The 18204-nt window shown below is 62.3% G+C and carries 11 protein-coding genes; 10 read left to right on the top strand and 1 reads right to left on the bottom strand.

Going from position 1 to position 18204, the window contains the following annotated elements:
• Position 1 precedes the first annotated feature (1 nt).
• From treZ to AD665_RS08445, 10 genes are all read left to right on the top strand, one after another.
• Positions 2-1804: a malto-oligosyltrehalose trehalohydrolase gene (gene treZ / locus AD665_RS08490; protein ID WP_024780025.1), complete on the top strand. Its 1803-nt coding sequence runs from the start codon at positions 2-4 to the stop codon at positions 1802-1804.
• Positions 1801-3879, top strand: a complete 2079-nt coding sequence (gene malQ, locus AD665_RS08485) for a 4-alpha-glucanotransferase (RefSeq protein ID WP_053191710.1) — start codon at positions 1801-1803, stop codon at positions 3877-3879. Before treZ ends, malQ begins: the two co-directional genes overlap by 4 nt.
• Positions 3876-6662 (top strand): malto-oligosyltrehalose synthase, encoded by a 2787-nt coding sequence (locus tag AD665_RS08480; RefSeq protein WP_053191708.1) that lies wholly within the window; start codon positions 3876-3878, stop codon positions 6660-6662. The genes malQ and AD665_RS08480 overlap by 4 nt, the downstream gene beginning before the upstream one ends.
• Positions 6663-6682: 20 nt before the next feature.
• Positions 6683-7024 carry a DUF2934 domain-containing protein gene (locus AD665_RS08475; RefSeq protein ID WP_024780022.1) on the top strand — a complete coding sequence of 114 codons (342 nt, stop codon included), beginning with the start codon at positions 6683-6685 and terminating at the stop codon, positions 7022-7024.
• Between the two features lie 211 nt (positions 7025-7235).
• The gene (gene glgX, locus AD665_RS08470) at positions 7236-9404 is read left to right on the top strand and encodes a glycogen debranching protein GlgX (RefSeq protein WP_024780021.1); all 2169 of its coding nucleotides are present in this window, start codon (positions 7236-7238) and stop codon (positions 9402-9404) included.
• 254 nt (positions 9405-9658) lie between these two features.
• Positions 9659-10423, top strand: a complete 765-nt coding sequence (locus AD665_RS08465) for a PIG-L deacetylase family protein (protein WP_024780020.1) — start codon at positions 9659-9661, stop codon at positions 10421-10423.
• Positions 10424-10688: 265 nt separating this feature from the next.
• A complete protein-coding gene (locus tag AD665_RS08460; RefSeq protein WP_053191706.1) occupies positions 10689-11489 on the top strand; it encodes an endonuclease/exonuclease/phosphatase family protein in 801 nt (266 codons plus the stop codon).
• Positions 11490-11669: 180 nt separating this feature from the next.
• A complete protein-coding gene (locus AD665_RS08455) occupies positions 11670-14093 on the top strand; it encodes an autotransporter family protein (protein ID WP_053191704.1) in 2424 nt (807 codons plus the stop codon).
• Between the two features lie 300 nt (positions 14094-14393).
• A complete protein-coding gene (locus AD665_RS08450) occupies positions 14394-15308 on the top strand; it encodes an autotransporter domain-containing protein (RefSeq protein ID WP_024780017.1) in 915 nt (304 codons plus the stop codon).
• Positions 15309-15630: 322 nt separating this feature from the next.
• Positions 15631-17256 (top strand): NADP-dependent glyceraldehyde-3-phosphate dehydrogenase, encoded by a 1626-nt coding sequence (locus tag AD665_RS08445; RefSeq protein ID WP_024780016.1) that lies wholly within the window; start codon positions 15631-15633, stop codon positions 17254-17256.
• Between the two features lie 6 nt (positions 17257-17262).
• On the opposite strand, the gene AD665_RS08440 is transcribed toward AD665_RS08445, so the two are convergent.
• Positions 17263-18156 (bottom strand): DMT family transporter, encoded by an 894-nt coding sequence (locus AD665_RS08440; protein WP_024780015.1) that lies wholly within the window; start codon positions 18154-18156, stop codon positions 17263-17265.
• Positions 18157-18204: the final 48 nt, after the last annotated feature.

The raw sequence follows: 18204 nt of genomic DNA, 5'->3' as shown, positions 1-18204 counted from the left end.
GATGCCGTCAAGGACGCCTGATACCTGGACCCACGGCGCGATCATGCTTGATGCCGAGCACACTCGCTTCGCACTGTGGGCCCCGGATGCGTTTTACGTCAGTGTCGAACTCGACACTGGCGATTCAATACCGCTGCTGCCCCAAGCCAACGGCTGGTTCATGATCCAGACCCGCTGCCCCGCTGGTACTCGATATCGCTACAACATCGATGGAGAACTGGAGGTACCCGACCCCGCTTCACGTGCCCAGGCCGGGGACATCGACCGCCCCAGCGTGGTGGTCGATCCCCACGCTTATGCGTGGCGTCACACCCAATGGTCCGGCCGCCCCTGGTACGAAGCAGTGATCTACGAATTGCATGTTGGCGCCCTCGGTGGCTTCGAGGGGGTCGAGCAGCAGTTGGCACGCTTGGCCGGGCTGGGTGTCACCGCCATCGAGCTGATGCCCCTGGCGCAGTTTCCAGGTGATCGCAACTGGGGTTACGACGGTGTACTGCCCTATGCGCCCCAGGCGTCGTATGGCACGCCGGAACAGCTCAAACACCTGATCGACAGCGCCCATGGCCACGGCCTTGCTGTGATCCTGGACGTGGTCTACAACCACTTCGGTCCCGATGGCAACTACCTGCACCGCTACGCCAAGGGCTTCTTTCGCGAAGACAAGCACACCCCCTGGGGCGCGGCCATTGATTTCCGGCGCCGCGAGGTGCGGGATTTCTTCATCGACAATGCGCTCATGTGGTTGCTGGAATACCGCTTCGACGGTTTGCGCCTGGATGCCGTGCACGCAATTGAAGATCCGGACTTTCTCCAGGAACTGGCCGCCAGGGTGCGCCAACAGGTCGACCCGGCGCGGCATGTCTGGCTGACCGTGGAAAACGAACACAACCAGGCCAGCCTGCTCGAACAGGGTTACGACGCCCAGTGGAACGACGACGGCCATAACGCCCTGCATGTGTTGCTCACCGGGGAAACCGACGCTTATTACGCCGACTATGCCGAACAGACAACGGAGAAACTGGCACGCTGTCTCAGCCAGGGTTTCGTGTTCCAGGGTCACATCAACCGCCACGGCGAGCCCCGGGGCGAATCCAGTGGCCACCTGCCCGCCAGCGCGTTCGTGCTGTTCCTGCAGAATCATGACCAGATCGGCAACCGGGCCCTGGGCGAGCGCCTGCACCAATTGACCCCGCCCCAGGCCCTGCAGGCGGCGACGGTGCTTCTTCTGTTGAGTCCGATGATTCCGTTGCTGTTCATGGGTGACGAAGTGCTCGCCGAACAGCCGTTCCTGTTTTTTACCAGCCACCACGGTGAGTTGGCTGAGTTGGTGCGTGAGGGTCGGCGCAACGAGTTCAAGGCCTTCAGTGCCTTTGCCGACCCCGAGAAGCGCAAACGCATTCCCGATCCCAACGCGACTGCTACGTTCGATGCCTCACGACCGAACCTGGAGTCCCGTGGACCGGAGCAGCAAGCCAGCGAAGCGCTGTACCGTCAGTTGCTGAAAATCCGTCGCGAAGAGATCGTCCCGCGCCTGCCCGCGATCCAGGCATTGGGAGCCGACGTGCTGGGCCACGGCGCGATCAGTGCGCGTTGGCGGATGGAGGACGGCAGCGTACTGCGCATCGACCTGAACCTCAGCGAACAGCCGGTTGAACATAGCGCCCCGGAACAAGCGCGCATTCTTTTCGAACATCCGCGGCAAGCCATGGGTCTGTTGGAACAGGGCGCCCTTGCGCCCTACAGCGCGCTGGTCACTCTGACGCAAGCGGCAACGTTGCCCAACATTACTGGAGAGCGCCCATGAGCGATGCGCAACTGGAAATCCTCGCCGGCCGCGCGGGCCTGGCGGTGGACTGGATCGACGCCAATGGCCGGGCCCAGAAAGTCTCGCCGGCGGTATTGCGCTCGGTGCTGACGGGCCTGGGCCATCCGGCCAGCAGTGCCCAGGAAATCGACGCCAGTCTTCTGCAACTGCAGGAAGATCAACAGAATCATCGTCTGCCCCCCTTGATCACCGCCGACGTCGGTGCCAACGTCGACCTGAGCCGCTATTTCGAAGGCTCGACGCCCTGCGAAATCCAGCTCGAGGACGGCGCTACGCTGAACCTGAAGCTCGATGCCGACGCGAAGCTACCGGGAATGGTTCCGGTGGGCTATCAGCAGGTCCGCATCCAGGACCAGCATTTCACCCTGGCCGTCGCGCCTGCCCGCTGCTACAGCGTGGCCGAGGCCGTCGACGACCCGACGCCCAGGGTTTGGGGCTTGAGCGCACAGCTGTATGCGCTGCGTCGCCCCGGCGACGGCGGTTTCGGCGACACCCAGGCGCTGGAAGAACTGGCACGGGTGGCTGGCGAGCGCGGTGCCGATGCTCTGGCTATCAGCCCGATACACGCGATGTTCAGCAGCGACACCGGTCGCTATAGCCCCTATTCGCCGTCGAGCCGGCTGTTCCTCAACAGCCTGTATGCCGCGCCGGGCACGATCCTGGGTGAGCGGGCCTTGCGCACCGCGATCGACGCCACAGGCCTGGTCAATCAACTGCGCCACCTGGAAGAACAGCCCCTGGTGGACTGGCCGGTAGCCGCCGAGGCCAAGCAGAAGATCCTCCGTGCCCTGTACGATGGCTTCAGTCAGGGCGAACATCCGCTACATGAAGACTTCAGCAGCTTCCGCCACACCAGCGGCGAAGCCCTGGAAAACCACTGCCGCTTCGAGGCCCTGCAAGCGGAACGCGCGGCTCGGGGTGAAAGCCTCGACTGGCGTCAATGGCCCGAAGAGTGGCGCAACCCGCGCAGTGCGGCGCTGGCTCGTTTCGCCGAGGAAAACGCCGACGAAATCGGCTACTACGCCTTTTGCCAATGGCTGATTGCCCGGTGCCTGGAACGGGCCCAGAGCGCCGCCAGATCCAGCGGCATGGGCATCGGCCTGATCGCTGACCTCGCGGTGGGTGCCGACGGTGCCGGCAGCCAGGCCTGGAGCCGCCAGGATGAACTGCTGGCCTCGCTGACCGTGGGGGCGCCACCGGACATCCTGAATCGTTCCGGCCAGGGCTGGGGCATCTCGGCGTTTTCGCCGGAAGGCCTGGTCCGCAATGGCTTTCGCGCCTTCATTGAGATGTTGCGGGCCAACTTTGCCCATGCCGGCGGCTTGCGCATCGATCACGTCATGGGCCTGCAACGGCTGTGGGTGATTCCCAACGATGCGCCGCCGTCCGATGGCGCCTACCTGTATTATCCGGTGGACGATTTGCTGCGCCTGTTGGCCCTCGAATCCCATCGCCACCGGGCCATAGTGCTCGGCGAGGACCTTGGCACGGTACCTGATGGCCTGAGGGAGAAGCTCAGCGCCCGCTCGATCCTGGGCATGCGGGTACTGTTGTTCGAACAAGACAACACCCGCTTCAAGCCCATTCTCGATTGGCCGGACAATGCCCTGGCGACCACCAGCACCCATGATTTGCCGACCCTCAACGGCTGGTGGCATGGTCATGACATCGACTGGAATGCCCGGCTGGACCTGATCGACTCCCACACCGAAATGGATTGGCGCCGGCACCGCGAGCGTGAACGCGAGGGCCTGCGCGACGTGCTGAACCAGGACCCGCAGAATTTTCGCGAAGAACATCACGAGACTGATCAAGTACTGGACGCCAGCGTGCGTTTCCTCGGCCATACCCGTGCCCCGCTGGTGCTGCTGCCGCTCGAAGACGCACTGGGCATCGATGAGCAGGCCAATCTGCCCGGCACCACCGACACTCATCCCAATTGGCGCAGGCGCCTGCCCGGCGAGAGCCAGGCGCTACTGGATGGCCCGGACGCCGCTCGGCGCCTGGAAATACTCGCCTGTGCAAGGCTTCAGGCGAACGAGCGTGACCGATGAAACAGACGTCGACCCACCCCCTGCGGGCAACCCTGCGCTTGCAGTTCCATAAAGGCTTCACCCTGGACGATGCGGTACCGCTGGTACCGTACTTCGCCTCGCTGGGCATCAGCCATGTATACGCCTCCCCCCTGCTCAAGGCCCGGGCCGGCTCGATGCACGGCTACGACGTAGTCGACCCGACCCTGGTCAACCCCGAACTCGGTGGCGAAGCCGCGCTCAGGCGCCTGGTGGCGGCCTTGCGCGAGCATCGGATGGGCCTGATCCTCGACATCGTGTCCAATCACATGGCCGTCGGCGGTAACGACAACCCCTGGTGGCTGGACCTGCTCGAGTGGGGGCGCCTGAGCCCCTATGGCCAGTTCTTCGATATCCAGTGGCACTCTCCCGATCCGCTGATGGAAGGCCAGTTGCTGCTGCCGTTCCTGGGCAGCGATTACGGCGTGGCATTGCAGGAAGGAACGCTGAGGCTGCGCTTCGCCCCTGCACTGGGCCGCTTCTACGTTGAACATTACGAGCACCACTTTCCCATCTGCCCGATGCAGTACGGCGAACTGCTCAAACCCGCCGACACCTTGCCGGCCGAACAGGCCGAATCCCTCAAGTCCCTGGCGGAACGCTTCACCACGCTGAACTACCAGACCGATGCCCATACCCTCGCCCGCCCCCTCCAGCAGGAACTGAGCGAGCTGGCCGGGCAAGCCGACATCCTGGCGGCCATCGAAGACAACCTGCGCGGCTACGATTCCGAAGCCCCCGAGGGCTTCGAACGCCTGCATCAACTGTTGGAGCGCCAGAGCTACCGCCTCGCCAGCTGGCGCACAGCGGCGGACGACATCAACTGGCGGCGGTTTTTCGATGTCAACGAACTGGGCGGCCTGCGGGTCGAACGCCCAGCGGTGTTTGAGGCCACTCACGCAAAGATTTTCCAGCTGATCGCCGACGGACTGGTGGACGGGCTGCGGATCGATCACATCGACGGCCTGGCCGATCCTCGCGGTTACTGTCGCAAATTGCGCAGGCGCGTCGATGCGCTGTCACCGTCGCGACACCTGCCGATCTTCGTCGAGAAAATCCTCGGCAATGGCGAGACGCTGCGCCGGGACTGGAACATCGATGGCAGCACCGGCTACGAATTCATGAATCAGGTTTCGCTGCTGCAGCATGATCCGAACGGTGCCGCTCCCCTCGCCGAGTTCTGGAGCCGACACAGCGAACGCCCGGCGCACTTTATCGAGGAAGCCCGACTGGCCCGCCAGCAGATTCTCAACGGCTCCCTGGCCGGGGACTTCGAAAGCGTTGCCCAGGCCCTGCTGCAAGTCGCCCGGGACGACGTGATGACCCGCGACCTGACCCTCGGTGCGATTCGCCGGGCATTGCAGGAGCTCATCGTGCACTTCCCTGTGTACCGCACCTATATCAGCGCCTTGGGCCGTGGCGCCGAAGACGAAAGCTTTTTCCGCCAGGCCCTGGAAGGCGCCAGGCAGACTCTCGGCGAAGCCGACTGGCCGGTACTCGACTGCCTGGCCGACTGGCTCGGTGGCATGCCCTGGCGGCAACGTCCGCGAGGAAACCAGCGCAAGCGGCTACGCCATGCCTGTGTGCGCTTCCAGCAACTGACCTCACCCGCTGCCGCCAAGGCGGTGGAGGACACCGCCTTGTATCGCAGCGCGGTACTGCTGTCGCGCAACGACGTGGGCTACAACACCGAGCGTTTCAGCGCTCCGGCGCAGGAGTTCCATGACGCTTGCCTTGAGCGACAGATGCATTTTCCCGACAATCTGGTCACGACTGCCACCCACGACCACAAGCGCGGCGAAGACACCCGGGCGCGATTGGCGGTGCTCAGCGAACGTCCTGACTGGTACACCGCATGCGTCGAGCAATGGCGCATTCTCTCGCCGTCGCTGCACAGTGATCCCGCCGCGCCCTCGGCAGGCGATGAGCTGATCATGTACCAGGCGCTGCTCGGAAGCTGGCCGCTGGACCTTGATCTCAACGATCACCAGGCACTCTCGAACTACAATGAACGCCTGTGGCAGTGGCAGCGAAAGGCGTTGCGTGAAGCAAAGCTTCAAAGCAGTTGGGCGGCCGTCAACGACGCCTATGAACAGGCGACCCAGATGTTCCTGGAACGACTGCTGCTGTGCGATGAAGGATTGCCGCTGCGCAGTGCCATCGCCGAGGCTGTCCAGCTCATCGCTCCGGCGGGCGCCCTCAACAGCCTGGCACAGACCTTGTTGCGCATGACGGTACCCGGTGTACCGGACCTGTACCAGGGCGCCGAATTCTGGGATTTCAGCCTGGTCGACCCGGACAACCGTCGCCCGGTGGACTTCGACACCCGCCGTCAGGCACTGCAAGTCGGCAATCCTCCTGCCGAGCTGATAAGCGACTGGCGCGATGGCCGGGTCAAGCAGGTCCTGATCGCCAAGACCCTGGCCTTGCGGGCCGAATACCCGCAGCTGTTCCAACGGGGCAGCTATGAGCCGCTACCCGTGATCGGCGAACACGCCGATCGGGTCCTGGCGTTCATGCGCGAGCACGAGCAACAACGGGCCATCGTGGTGGTGCCGATCCACGCCGCTCGCCTGCTGGGGGACGGTAGCGAACCCTGGGTGACCGCTTCTAACTGGGGCGATACCCGCGTTTCGTTACCGTTCGCCGTGGAGGATGGAAAACTGAAGGGACTTTTTACACGTGCAGCAGTCACACCCCAAGGGGAGTTGATGGTCAGCACCGCGCTGGGGGATTTCCCGGTCAACGTCTTTATCCCATCTTGAGTCATGTCAGGAGCATTGCGATGAGTACCGACGATAAACGCATTCGTGAATTCGCCTATCAGATCTGGGAATCCGAAGGTAAGCCTACCGGGCAGGAAGAGCGTCATTGGGATATGGCGCGCAAACTCGCCGAGGCCGAAGCGCTGGCGCCGAGCAAGCCACCCAAGGCTGCCAGCAAACCGGCCGCCAGCAAGGCCAACGGCATCAAGCCTGTGGCGGCCAAGAGCACCACGGCCAAGGCTGCCCCAAAAAGCACCACGCCCAAGGCCAAACCAGCGGCTAAACCCGCTGCGGCGGCACCAGCAGCTGGCAAGCCAGCTGAGAAGAAGCCACGCGCGGCACGCAAGCCACCGGCGGTTTGATCCTCGGGCTCAGGCTGGCACACCCCCCTGTGGCGAGGGGATTCAGCGAGACGTCGCACCGCCCGCTTTGTAGGAGCTGGCGAAGCCGGCGATCTTTTGATCTTTGCGCTTGAGACTCAAGTGGCAGAGGAAAGATCGCAGCCTCGCTTCGCTCGACAGCTCCTACGCCACCCGCTTTGCCGTATCTGTTTGTCTTTTGCAGGAGCAACCCATGACCCGTCCAAAGAAAACCACCCCGCCGCCTGTTATCGAGGCATCGCGGATTCGTGAAGGGCTGCCGTTCCCGCTCGGCGCGACCTGGGATGGCCTGGGGGTCAATTTCGCGTTGTTCTCAGCCAACGCCACCAAGGTCGAACTGTGCATTTTCGATGACAACGGCGAGGTCGAACTCGAACGCATCGAACTGCCGGAGTACACCGACGAGATCTATCACGGCTATCTGCCCGATGCCCATCCCGGGTTGATCTACGGCTACCGGGTCTACGGTCCGTACGATCCTGAGAACGGTCATCGTTTCAACCCCAACAAACTGCTGATCGACCCCTACGCCAAACAATTGGTGGGCCAATTGAAATGGTCCGAGGCACTGTTCGGCTACACCATCGGTCACCCCGATGGCGACCTCAGCTTCGATGAGCGCGATAGCGCCCCGTTCGTACCCAAGTGCAAGGTCATCGACCCTGCCCATACCTGGGGCCATGACCATCGCGTCAGCGTACCTTGGGACAAGACCATCCTGTACGAGACCCATGTACGCGGCATCAGCATGCGCCACCCCGCCGTACCCGAGAACCTGCGCGGCACCTTTGCCGGGCTGATGGTCGACGACGTGCTTGAACACATTCGCAAGCTGGGAGTGTCCTCGGTCGAGCTCTTGCCCATCCATGCGTTCGTCAACGACCAGCACCTGTTGCATAAAGGCATGACCAACTACTGGGGCTACAACAGCATCGCATTCTTCGCCCCTGACCCGCGCTACCTGGCCAGCGGCAAGATTGCCGAATTCAAGGAAATGGTCGCGCACCTGCACGATGCCAATCTGGAAGTCATTCTCGACGTGGTCTACAACCACACCGCCGAAGGCAACGAGCAGGGCCCGACCCTGTCCATGCGCGGTATCGACAATGCCTCCTACTATCGGCTGATGCCCGATGACAAACGCTACTACATCAACGACTCGGGCACCGGCAACACCCTGGACCTGAGCCATCCATGCGTGCTGCAGATGGTCACCGATTCCCTGCGTTACTGGGCCACGGAGATGCATGTCGACGGGTTCCGCTTCGACCTTGCAACCATCCTCGGTCGGTATCACGACGGCTTCGACGAGCGCCACAGCTTCCTCGTAGCCTGCCGCCAGGACCCGGTGCTGCGCCAGGTAAAAATGATCGCCGAGCCTTGGGACTGCGGTCCCGGCGGTTATCAGGTGGGACGCTTCCCACCGGGCTGGGTCGAATGGAACGACAAGTTTCGAGATACCGTGCGCGCATTCTGGAAAGGTGACGACGGCCAGCTCGCCGACTTTGCCGGTCGCATGACCGCCTCGGGCGAGATGTTCAATCAGCGCGGGCGCCGTCCCTATGCCTCGGTGAACTTTGTCACCGCCCACGACGGTTTTACCCTGCATGACCTGGTGTCCTACAACGACAAGCACAACGAAGCCAACGACGAGAACAACCAGGACGGTAGCAACAACAACCTGTCCTGGAACCACGGTGTCGAAGGACCGACGGATGATCCGCAGATCAACGCCCTGCGCCATCGACAGATGCGCAACTTCTTCGCGACCCTGCTGTTGGCCCAGGGCACACCGATGATCGTCGCCGGGGATGAGTTCGCCCGCACCCAGAATGGCAACAACAATGCCTATTGCCAGGACAGCGAAATCGGCTGGGTCAACTGGGACTTGAGCGAAGACGGCGCGGCACTGCTCGAGTTCGTCAAGCGCCTGATCAAGTTGCGCCTGGCCTACCCGATCCTGCGGCGTGGACGGTTCCTGGTGGGTAATTACAACGAGGACATCGGCGTCAAGGACGTAACCTGGCTGGCACCGGATGGCAGTGAGATGACCATTGAACACTGGCAGGACAGCCATGGTCGCTGCCTGGGGATGCTGATGGACGGCCGTGCCCAGGAGACTGGCATCCGCCGCAAGGGCGGTGATGCGACGTTGCTACTGGTGGTCAACGCGCACCACGACATCGTCAATTTCCGCCTGCCTGAAGTGCCCGAAGGCAGTTTCTGGACTTGCATGGTAGACACCAACCAGCCAACGGTGCGGGGCCGGGAGCGTTTCGATTTCGATTCCGAATACTCCGTCACGGGCCGCTCGTTGCTGTTGTTCGAATTGCAGCGCGAAGAGGAAACACGGGATCGGTGATAAACGGTAACAGAGCATCAAGAGCCGCAAGGACGCGGCTCTGGAGCTGTGTCCCCCCGTTGCGCAGTCCAGTTCGAATAAAAAATTGCAGTTCAGATACACAAGTGACGCGACGAATCGAGCGTCATGGTCAATACTTCGCAGGCGGTATTCCAGGATTCGGAACACTGCAGATCACAGCCAGCCCCTTCGGGGCGCCCGGGCAATCGGCCCGATGCGTGGCTGAAAGATTGAATACGACAAGGACGTACCCCATGAAACTTGCCTCTCGCTCGCAAGGCCGGCAGCACCCGCAAATCTGGAACAGCTCGCCCCAGTTGGCCGATATTCCCATCATCAGCACCCAGACACTCATCCCTGCCGGCACCCGTGCCGTTATCCTCTCCCCGCACCCTGGCGATGAAATCGGTGCGTGCGGCGGGTTGCTCCAGTTGCTTGGCAACCTGGACTATCCGATGTTGCTGATCTCGGTCACCGACGGGGACCTCAACCACTCCCCTTCGCCGCTGTGGACCGATGAGCGCCTGCGCATCTATCGGCCCCATCCCCAGGAAAGCGTGGATGCCCTGCATCGCCTGGGCGTGTCGGACCACGGTCTGCAGTGGGTACGCGGCGGCTTCCCGGAAAAAGCCCTGACCGAACATGAGGCACAACTGACCGCCTTCATCGGGCATTACCTACGACCCGGCGATGTGGTATTCAGCACCTGGCGCAAGGACGGCGACAGCGATCACGAAGCCGTCGGCCGCGCCGGAGCCCTGGCAGCCGAAAGCGTGGGAGCGACGTTCAACGAGCTGCCGGTGTGGGCCTGGCACTGGCCGGTTCGCGAGCAGAACAAGATTCCCTGGCACCGCGCACGAAAACTGCGCCTGGACGTCTGGACCACCGCCCGCAAACGCCACGCGATGCACGCCTACGCCAGCCAGCTCAACGGCGAACCCGCCAGCGGCATCGCACCGCTGGTGCCGCGGGTCATCCTGGATCGCATGGGGCTGCCGTACGAGATCGTGTTCATCTAGACCCCGACTGCCACAGCGGATGCTGTGAACACCAGTGATCCCTGTGGGAGCGGGCTCGCTCGCGAAGGCGTATGCACATTCAACATCTTTGTGACTGCCATACCGCTTCCGCGAGCACGCCCCCTCCCACAGGTTCCAACGCAGTTCTGTGAACGCCATTCTTCTCTATCGACACGAGCCGGTCCGCGAAAACGCAGCAAATATCCGGAACTGCCGATGCTGCCCGTCAGTCGCATGAACAGGTACGTCTGATTCAGGAGTGAACGTGACTCGCGATCCCGACTGGCAAGCTGTCGAATCGGTGCCATTGGACTCGCCTGCGGCGGTCCATCGGCTACGGGTACTGACGGTCAACACCCATAAGGGTTTCACCGCCCTCAATCGCCGTTTCATCCTGCCGGAACTCCGTGAAGCGGTGCGCAGTACTGGTGCCGACCTGGTTTTTCTGCAGGAAGTCCTCGGCGAGCATGACCGCCATGCCTCGCGTTACGACAACTGGCCCCAAACGTCACAGTACGAATTCCTTGCCGACAGCATGTGGAGCGACTTCGCCTACGGCCGCAACGCGGTGTACCCCGACGGCCATCACGGGAACGCGCTGCTGTCCAAATACCCGATCCGCCAGTTCCGCAACCTCGACGTCTCAATCACCGGCCCGGAGCGACGTGGCTTGCTGCACTGCGTGCTGGACGTGCCGGGCCATGCCGAAGTCCATGGTATCTGCGTGCATCTGAGCCTGTTGGAAAGCCATCGTCAACTGCAGCTCAAACTGCTCTGTCAATTGCTCGAATCCCTGCCCGAGGACGCTCCGGTGATCATCGCCGGCGACTTCAACGACTGGCAACTGCGCGGCAATATCACCCTTGCCAAGCGTCAGTATCTGCATGAAGCCTTTGAACACCACCACGGCCGTCCGGCCAGAACCTACCCGGCCCGTTTCCCCCTGCTGCGCCTGGACCGTATCTACTTGCGAAACGCCACCAGCCATGGCCCGAGAATCCTCGGAAGCAAGCCCTGGACACACCTGAGCGATCACTTGCCGCTGTCAGTGGAAGTGCATCTGTGAACCCGGTGACGAATCGTTGATGACAACGGGCCACCTGTAAGTTCTGACAGTAGCGACGTATATTTTTCATTGTTACGGTGCCATCCCATACAGCGAGCGTTGCCAGGCCCAGTGTGCCAGCTGTCGTGCAGCCGATGCTGAAACCGGCGTTCCTCGAATGCCGATGCAGAGGGATAGCACATGAGCTCGCAAGATCACGCTTTCAAGCGGCTGTTCAATGCCTTATGGATATCGACCCCCTTCCTGCTGCCCTTTTCCACCGCCATGGCGGCTTGTACGCTGACGCCAACCGCAGGTAATGACACCTATGTCTGCGACAGCGGCACCAGCCCCGGGCTGACGGACCTTTCAGGCAACAACAGCCTGACGATGCCTGCCAACGGCAGTGGCGTCATCCAGGGCGACGTCACGTTTGACGATGGTGCCGATCACATCGAAATCCACGCCAACGGTGTGATTGACGGTGACGTCAGCCAAGGCTCCGAGGCCGACGACTTTCTCATGACGGGCGGCCGCATCCTGTCCCTGTCCCAGGGTGACGGCCTCGATACCTTCACGATGTCCGGCGGCACCATTGTCGATGCGTTCGAAGACGGCGATATCGCGCACATGAGCGGCGGTACGATCGGCCGGGTCGATATGAAGCTCGATGACAACCTCTTCGACATGTCGGGCGGCCAGATCATCGGTAACCTGGTGACCGGCTTCGGCCAGGACACCATCATCCTGTCTGCGGGACGCATCGGCGGCAACGTCAGCGTCAGTGGCGGCAATGACAGCATTACTGTCAGCGGTGGCGAGATCATCGGCGAGGTCCGAGCCAGTGCCGGAGATGACCAGTTGCAGTGGAGCGGCGGCCTGATCCACTCTGCCATTCTGATGGGCGACGGCAATGACACGGCGCTGTTGGGCGGTCTCGATGAAACGACGCTCGCCATCACCCCAAGCCTGAACGGCGGGTTGGGCCAGGACGTCCTGACCCTTGAAGGCAGCACCTCCAGTACGGGCGCTCGTTACGTCAACTGGGAGAGCGTCAACCTCACCCAGGGTTCGCGCCTGGACCTGAATGACGCTCTGGTCCTGGGCGACAGCGCCACCGCCACGGGCACCCTCACCCTCGATGGCAGCAGCGTGTTGACCTCGACCCAGGGCAGCCTCACACCGTTCGCCGCCGGCCAACTGGCAACGCTCAACAACGGCGGGACGGTGGACCTTACCCAGGGCAATAGCCGCACCAGCGACACCCTCACCGTGCAGGGTAACTACGTCGGTAACAACGGCCAGCTACGCCTGCAATCGGTCCTGGGGGCCGATGATTCCCCCAGCGACAAGCTGGTGGTCAACGGTGGAACGCTCACGGGAACCACCGCCATCACGGTCACGAATCTGGGGGGCGCGGGCGCACTGACCACGCAGAACGGCATCGAGCTGGTCCAGGCCCAAGGCGGCGCGGTCAGCGACAGTGGCGCGTTTTCGCTGGCTAATGCGGTGTCGGCCGGCGCCTTCGATTACCGTCTATTCAAGGGCGGCGTGAACGGCAATGACAACAACTGGTACCTGCGCTCGACCGTGGTCGCCGGCCCGGTGGCGGCGGCCAGCCCGGGTTTGCCTGCGCTGCCCACTGCCGTGCCGGGCGCCGCGCCTATTCCCCTGTATCGCCCGGAAGTGCCCACTTGGTCGGTGTTGCCTCCTGCCGCCGCGCAACTGACCCTGATGGCCTTGGGCACCTTCCATGACCGCCAGGGCGACCAGCGCCTGCTCAACGAAACCGGTGCGTTCGGCGCGGGTTGGGGCCGGGTCTATGGCAAGGATCTGGACCAGGCCTGGGCCGGTACGGTCTCGCCTCGGTTCGACGGCTCCATCAAAGGCTTCCAGGTGGGCAACGACCTGTACAGCTCGCCGATGTCCGGCGGCCAGACCCAACGCATCGGTTTCTTCGTCGGCCACACGGAACTGAACGGTAACGTCGACGGCTTCAACCTGGGCTTCCGAGGCCGACGCGCCGGCAAGATAGAACTCGACGGCAACAGCTACGGGCTCTACTGGACGCTCGCCGATCCCTCTGGCGGTTACGTCGATGCGGTCGTGATGGGCACGCGGCTGGACGGCGACAATCGCTCCGAACGCGGTCTCAAGATCGACAATCGTGGGCACGCCCTGACGCTTTCCGCAGAGGCCGGCTATCCATTCGCCTTAGCCGCTGATTGGGTCCTGGAACCACAGGTCCAGGTCATCCACCAGAAAATATCCCTGGACACCCAGGACGACGGGATCTCCAGGGTCGAATTCGATTCCGACAGTGCCTGGACCGGCCGCCTCGGCGCCCGGCTCAAGGGCCACTATCAGGTCAGTGGCATGCCCGTCGAACCGTATCTGCGGGCGAACCTGTGGCACACCTTTTCCGGCACCGACACAGTGACGTTCGACAACACCGAGCGGGTCGAAACCCAACAGCGCGCCTCCACCGGCGATCTGGGGGTCGGCGTGATCGTAAGCCTGGCGCCCTCGGTCAGCGTCTACGCCAGCGCGGACTACAGCAACAACCTGGACAGCAACCAGCAACGCAGCGTGGCGGGCAATCTCGGTGTGCGGGTCAGTTGGTGACATTGAGGCGGCCACTCACGACGGTGATTTGACGTCATTCTGCTCTACGGATAACTGAAAAGAATCAGCTATTTATTTGAGCTGATTTCATATAGCCACTCATCGCACAGTTTCTTGACGCGATGACATCGGTCTTCTTGACTACACCGTACTACCCCCGGAAATACAGTCAGGGGCAGGCCTCGGGAACCCGTTGCGGCGGGCCGCCCGAGACTTGCCTCAATCCGTTCGGTCGCCCCTCATTCGGGGTAGGAGAGACGCCCTAAGCGAGAGACGCATGCGATTGCAAGGCAGACCCCCATGAGAACTTCCCCCCGCTCACAAGAAATCACGACCACCTTTTACGCCGTGTCCACTTCGTTGTTGCTGTGCTCATCCATGGAGGTCATGGCCTGGCCCGTCGAGCAATCGCCGCAATCCAGGTACGGCCAGACACCCTCCGACAACCCGAATGCCACCCTCATCAACACCGACTCGGCATCCGACAAAAGCCCCGGGCTGTTCACGCTTTCCAACGACAATGGCCATACCCAGCGCATGGGCCTGATCGGTGGCCAGAACCAGATCATCGCCAATGTCGGCGGCGTGTTGGTAAGCCCGGCCATGGCCGAACCGGGCAAAGACGCGTTGAATCTGCAAGGAACGAACCTGGGTGCCTACTGGAGCCTCACTGGCCCCACTGGCTGGCATGTGGACCTGAGCGCCAGTGGCGGCAGGGTCAACGGTTACAGCCGCACCGAGCAGGGCCAGCGCCAGGCGGCCGAGGGCCATGCCGTCACGCTGTCGGTCGAAGGCGGCTTTCCCATTGGCATCAGTGACAACTGGGTGGTAGAGCCCCAGGCACAGTTGATCAACCAGCGTGTGACCCTCGACACCGGTAACGCCGAGGATGGCAACAGCAGTGCACTGAGGACCTGGAGCGGGCGTGTGGGGGCACGGCTCAAAGGTACTTACGAGGTCAACGGCCTGGGCGTGGAGCCTTACGTGCGGACCAACTTGTGGCACACCGTCCAGAGCGCCGACACCCTATCCCTGGGCAAGGTTGACAAGATCAGCAGTAGTCGCAAATCCTCCACCGTCGAGCTGGGCCTGGGCCTGGTCGCCCGGGTCACGCCCGTGGTAAGCCTGTATGTCAGCGCCGATTACAGCAGCGACGTCGACGACAACGACCTCAATGGCGTCATTGCCAGCCTGGGCGTACGGATGCGTTGGTGAGACCCCGAACTGTGGCGAGGGGATTTATCCCCGTTGGACTGCGCAGCAGTCCCAGAAAGCCTGAATGCGATCAGCTCGGCACAACACGATGCCTGTATTCAGGGACTGCATCGCAGCCCAGCGGGGCGGTGCGACGTTTCGCTAAATCCCCTCGCCACAATGAACTGCGCAAGTCTCAAGTGAGTAGCATTGCGCATCCGGGTCGGCAAAAACGCAGCTGCCGGCCCTTGCCACTTAAAAACTCCCCCCATTAAGGCGTATAACCCTGGAAGCGAAGACGACGGTCAGTCGTCAGGGTTCATTTCTTTGAGGGAGTAACGACATGACCACAACCAACCTTCTCGCCGATCTGTTTCCCAGTCCCACCGATATTCCCCAGGCCTATCGCCTCGAAGAGCGGATCGAGCAGCGTGAATACCTGGTCGATGGTGTCCTCGAGACCTGGCCGGGACCGCTGGCCGTCGTGCGCAGCCCGGTATGCCTGGCCGGTGAACAAGGTGATGAACAGGTCGTACTTGGCAGTACGCCGCTGCTCGATGCCGAGACCGCCCTCACCGCCCTGGACGCTGCCGTCCGGGCTTACGACCGCGGCCAGGGCCCGTGGCCGACAATGCGGGTAGCTGAGCGCATCCGGCACGTAGAGGCTTTCCTGACACGCATGCGCGAGCAGCGCGAAACCGTCGTCAAGTTGCTGATGTGGGAGATCGGCAAGAACCTCAAGGACTCCCAGAAGGAGTTCGACCGCACCTGTGACTACATCGTCGATACCATCAATGCCCTCAAGGAGCTCGACCGGCGCTCCAGTCGTTTCGAGCTGGAGCAGGACACCCTCGGGCAGATCCGTCGCGTTCCCCTGGGCGTGGCCCTGTGCATGGGGCCCTACAATTACCCGTTGAACGAAACCTTCACCACCCTGATTCCCGCCTTGATCATGGGCAACACCGTAGTATTCAAGCCGGCCAAGCTCGGCGTCCTGCTGGTGCGTCCGCTGCTGGAAGCCTTCCGCGACAGTTTCCCGGCGGGCGTAATCAACGTGATCTACGGCAGCGGCCGGGAAACCGTCAGCGCGTTGATGGCCAGCGGCAAGATCGACATCTTCGCCTTCATCGGCACCAACAAGGCCGCCAGCGACCTGAAGAAACTCCATCCGCGCCCACACCGCCTGCGTGCCGCCCTGGGGCTGGATGCGAAAAACCCGGGACTGGTGTTGCCGGACGTCGACCTCGACAATGCCGTCAGCGAAGCGCTGACCGGCTCGCTGTCATTCAACGGCCAACGCTGCACCGCACTGAAAATCCTCTTCGTCCATGAAGACGTGGCACCCGCGTTCATCGAGAAATTCAACACCAGGCTCGCCGCCCTCAAGCCGGGCATGCCGTGGGAGGACGGTGTGGCACTGACGCCGCTGCCCGAGGCCGGCAAGATCGATTACCTGCGTTCCCTGGTCGACGACGCGGTGGCCAAGGGTGCGGCGGTGACCAATGCACACGGCGGCGAATCTCGCAGTTCATTCTTCTATCCCGCCGTGCTCTATCCGGTAAACACCGCGATGCGGGTCTATCACGAGGAACAGTTCGGCCCTGTCGTGCCCATCGTGCCCTATCGCGACCTCAACACAGTGATCGACTACGTGCTGGAGTCCGACTTCGGCCAGCAACTGAGCATCTTCGGCACTCATCCGGCTGAAGTCGGCAGGCTGGTGGACACATTCGCCAACCAGGTCGGGCGCATCAATATCAATGCCCAGTGCCAACGCGGGCCGGATACTTTCCCGTTCAACGGCCGGAAGAATTCGGCCGAGGGCACCTTGTCGGTGCACGATGCGTTGCGTACCTTTTCGATCCGCACTCTGGTAGCGACCAAATTCCAGGAGAGCAACAAGGCACTGATCAGCGACATCATCCGCGAGCGGGACTCGAACTTCCTGACCACCGACTACATCTTCTGACCCGCGTTACTGCAGGGCTGGACGCCGCGCCTTGATGCCCCAGCCCTGCTGCATGCCGGCAGCCGCCAGCAGGATCGCCGCGACACCCAGCCATTGCAGCGGTTCGAGGCGATGGCCGAAGGCGAACCAGTCGACGAAGATCGCCGCGATCGGATAGATGAATGACAGCGCGCCGGTGATCGCGGTCGGCAAGCGCTGAATCGCGCTGTACAGCAGCACATACATGACCCCGGTGTGGACCATGCCGAGGGTGACGAGACTGGCCCAGCCCTCTGGCTGTTGCGGCAAAGCCGAGAAGTTTGCCCAGGGTGCCAGCAGCAATACCCCGGTGCTGACCTGCACCAGCGCAATCAAATGCGGTGGCGTACCGGTCAAGCGCTTGATGATCAGCGCGGCAATCGCGTACAGCAACGCAGCCCCAAGTGCCAGGGCGATACCCACCAGATACTCGCCGTTGCCCTGCCCTTGCTCACCGTGGGCGCTGACAATCGCCAGCATCCCGAGAAACGACACCGCCAGCCAGAACAATTTTTGCGCGGTGATTTTCTCCCCCAGGAACAGCGCAGCCAACCCCACCAACATGAACGGCTGGACGTTGTACACCGCGGTACCGATTGCAATCGAGGCCCGTGAGTAAGAAGCGAACAGCAACACCCAGTTACCGACAATCGCCACCCCACTGAGCACCGCCAGCAGAAATGTCCTTCGGGTCAGGATGTCCCGGCGTAAAAAGCCGAAACCGGCGCAAATCAACAACAAGGTTGCCGCGCCGAACACGCAGCGCCAGAACACTACATCCAGCACCGGCAGGCCGGAAACCAGCACGAACCAACCGATGGTTCCGGAAATCAACATGGCGGCGGTCATTTCCAGCGAACCGCGACGTAAGGTCTTGTCCATCATCAGGCTCCTTCAGCAAGTGGAGCACAGTATGACAAGGCAGTGAAG

It is taken from the genome of Pseudomonas corrugata (assembly GCF_001269905.1).
Taxonomy (GTDB): domain Bacteria; phylum Pseudomonadota; class Gammaproteobacteria; order Pseudomonadales; family Pseudomonadaceae; genus Aquipseudomonas; species Aquipseudomonas corrugata.
The sequence above is the reverse complement of the archived record's forward strand: the minus strand, read 5'-3'. Positions and strand labels throughout refer to the sequence as shown.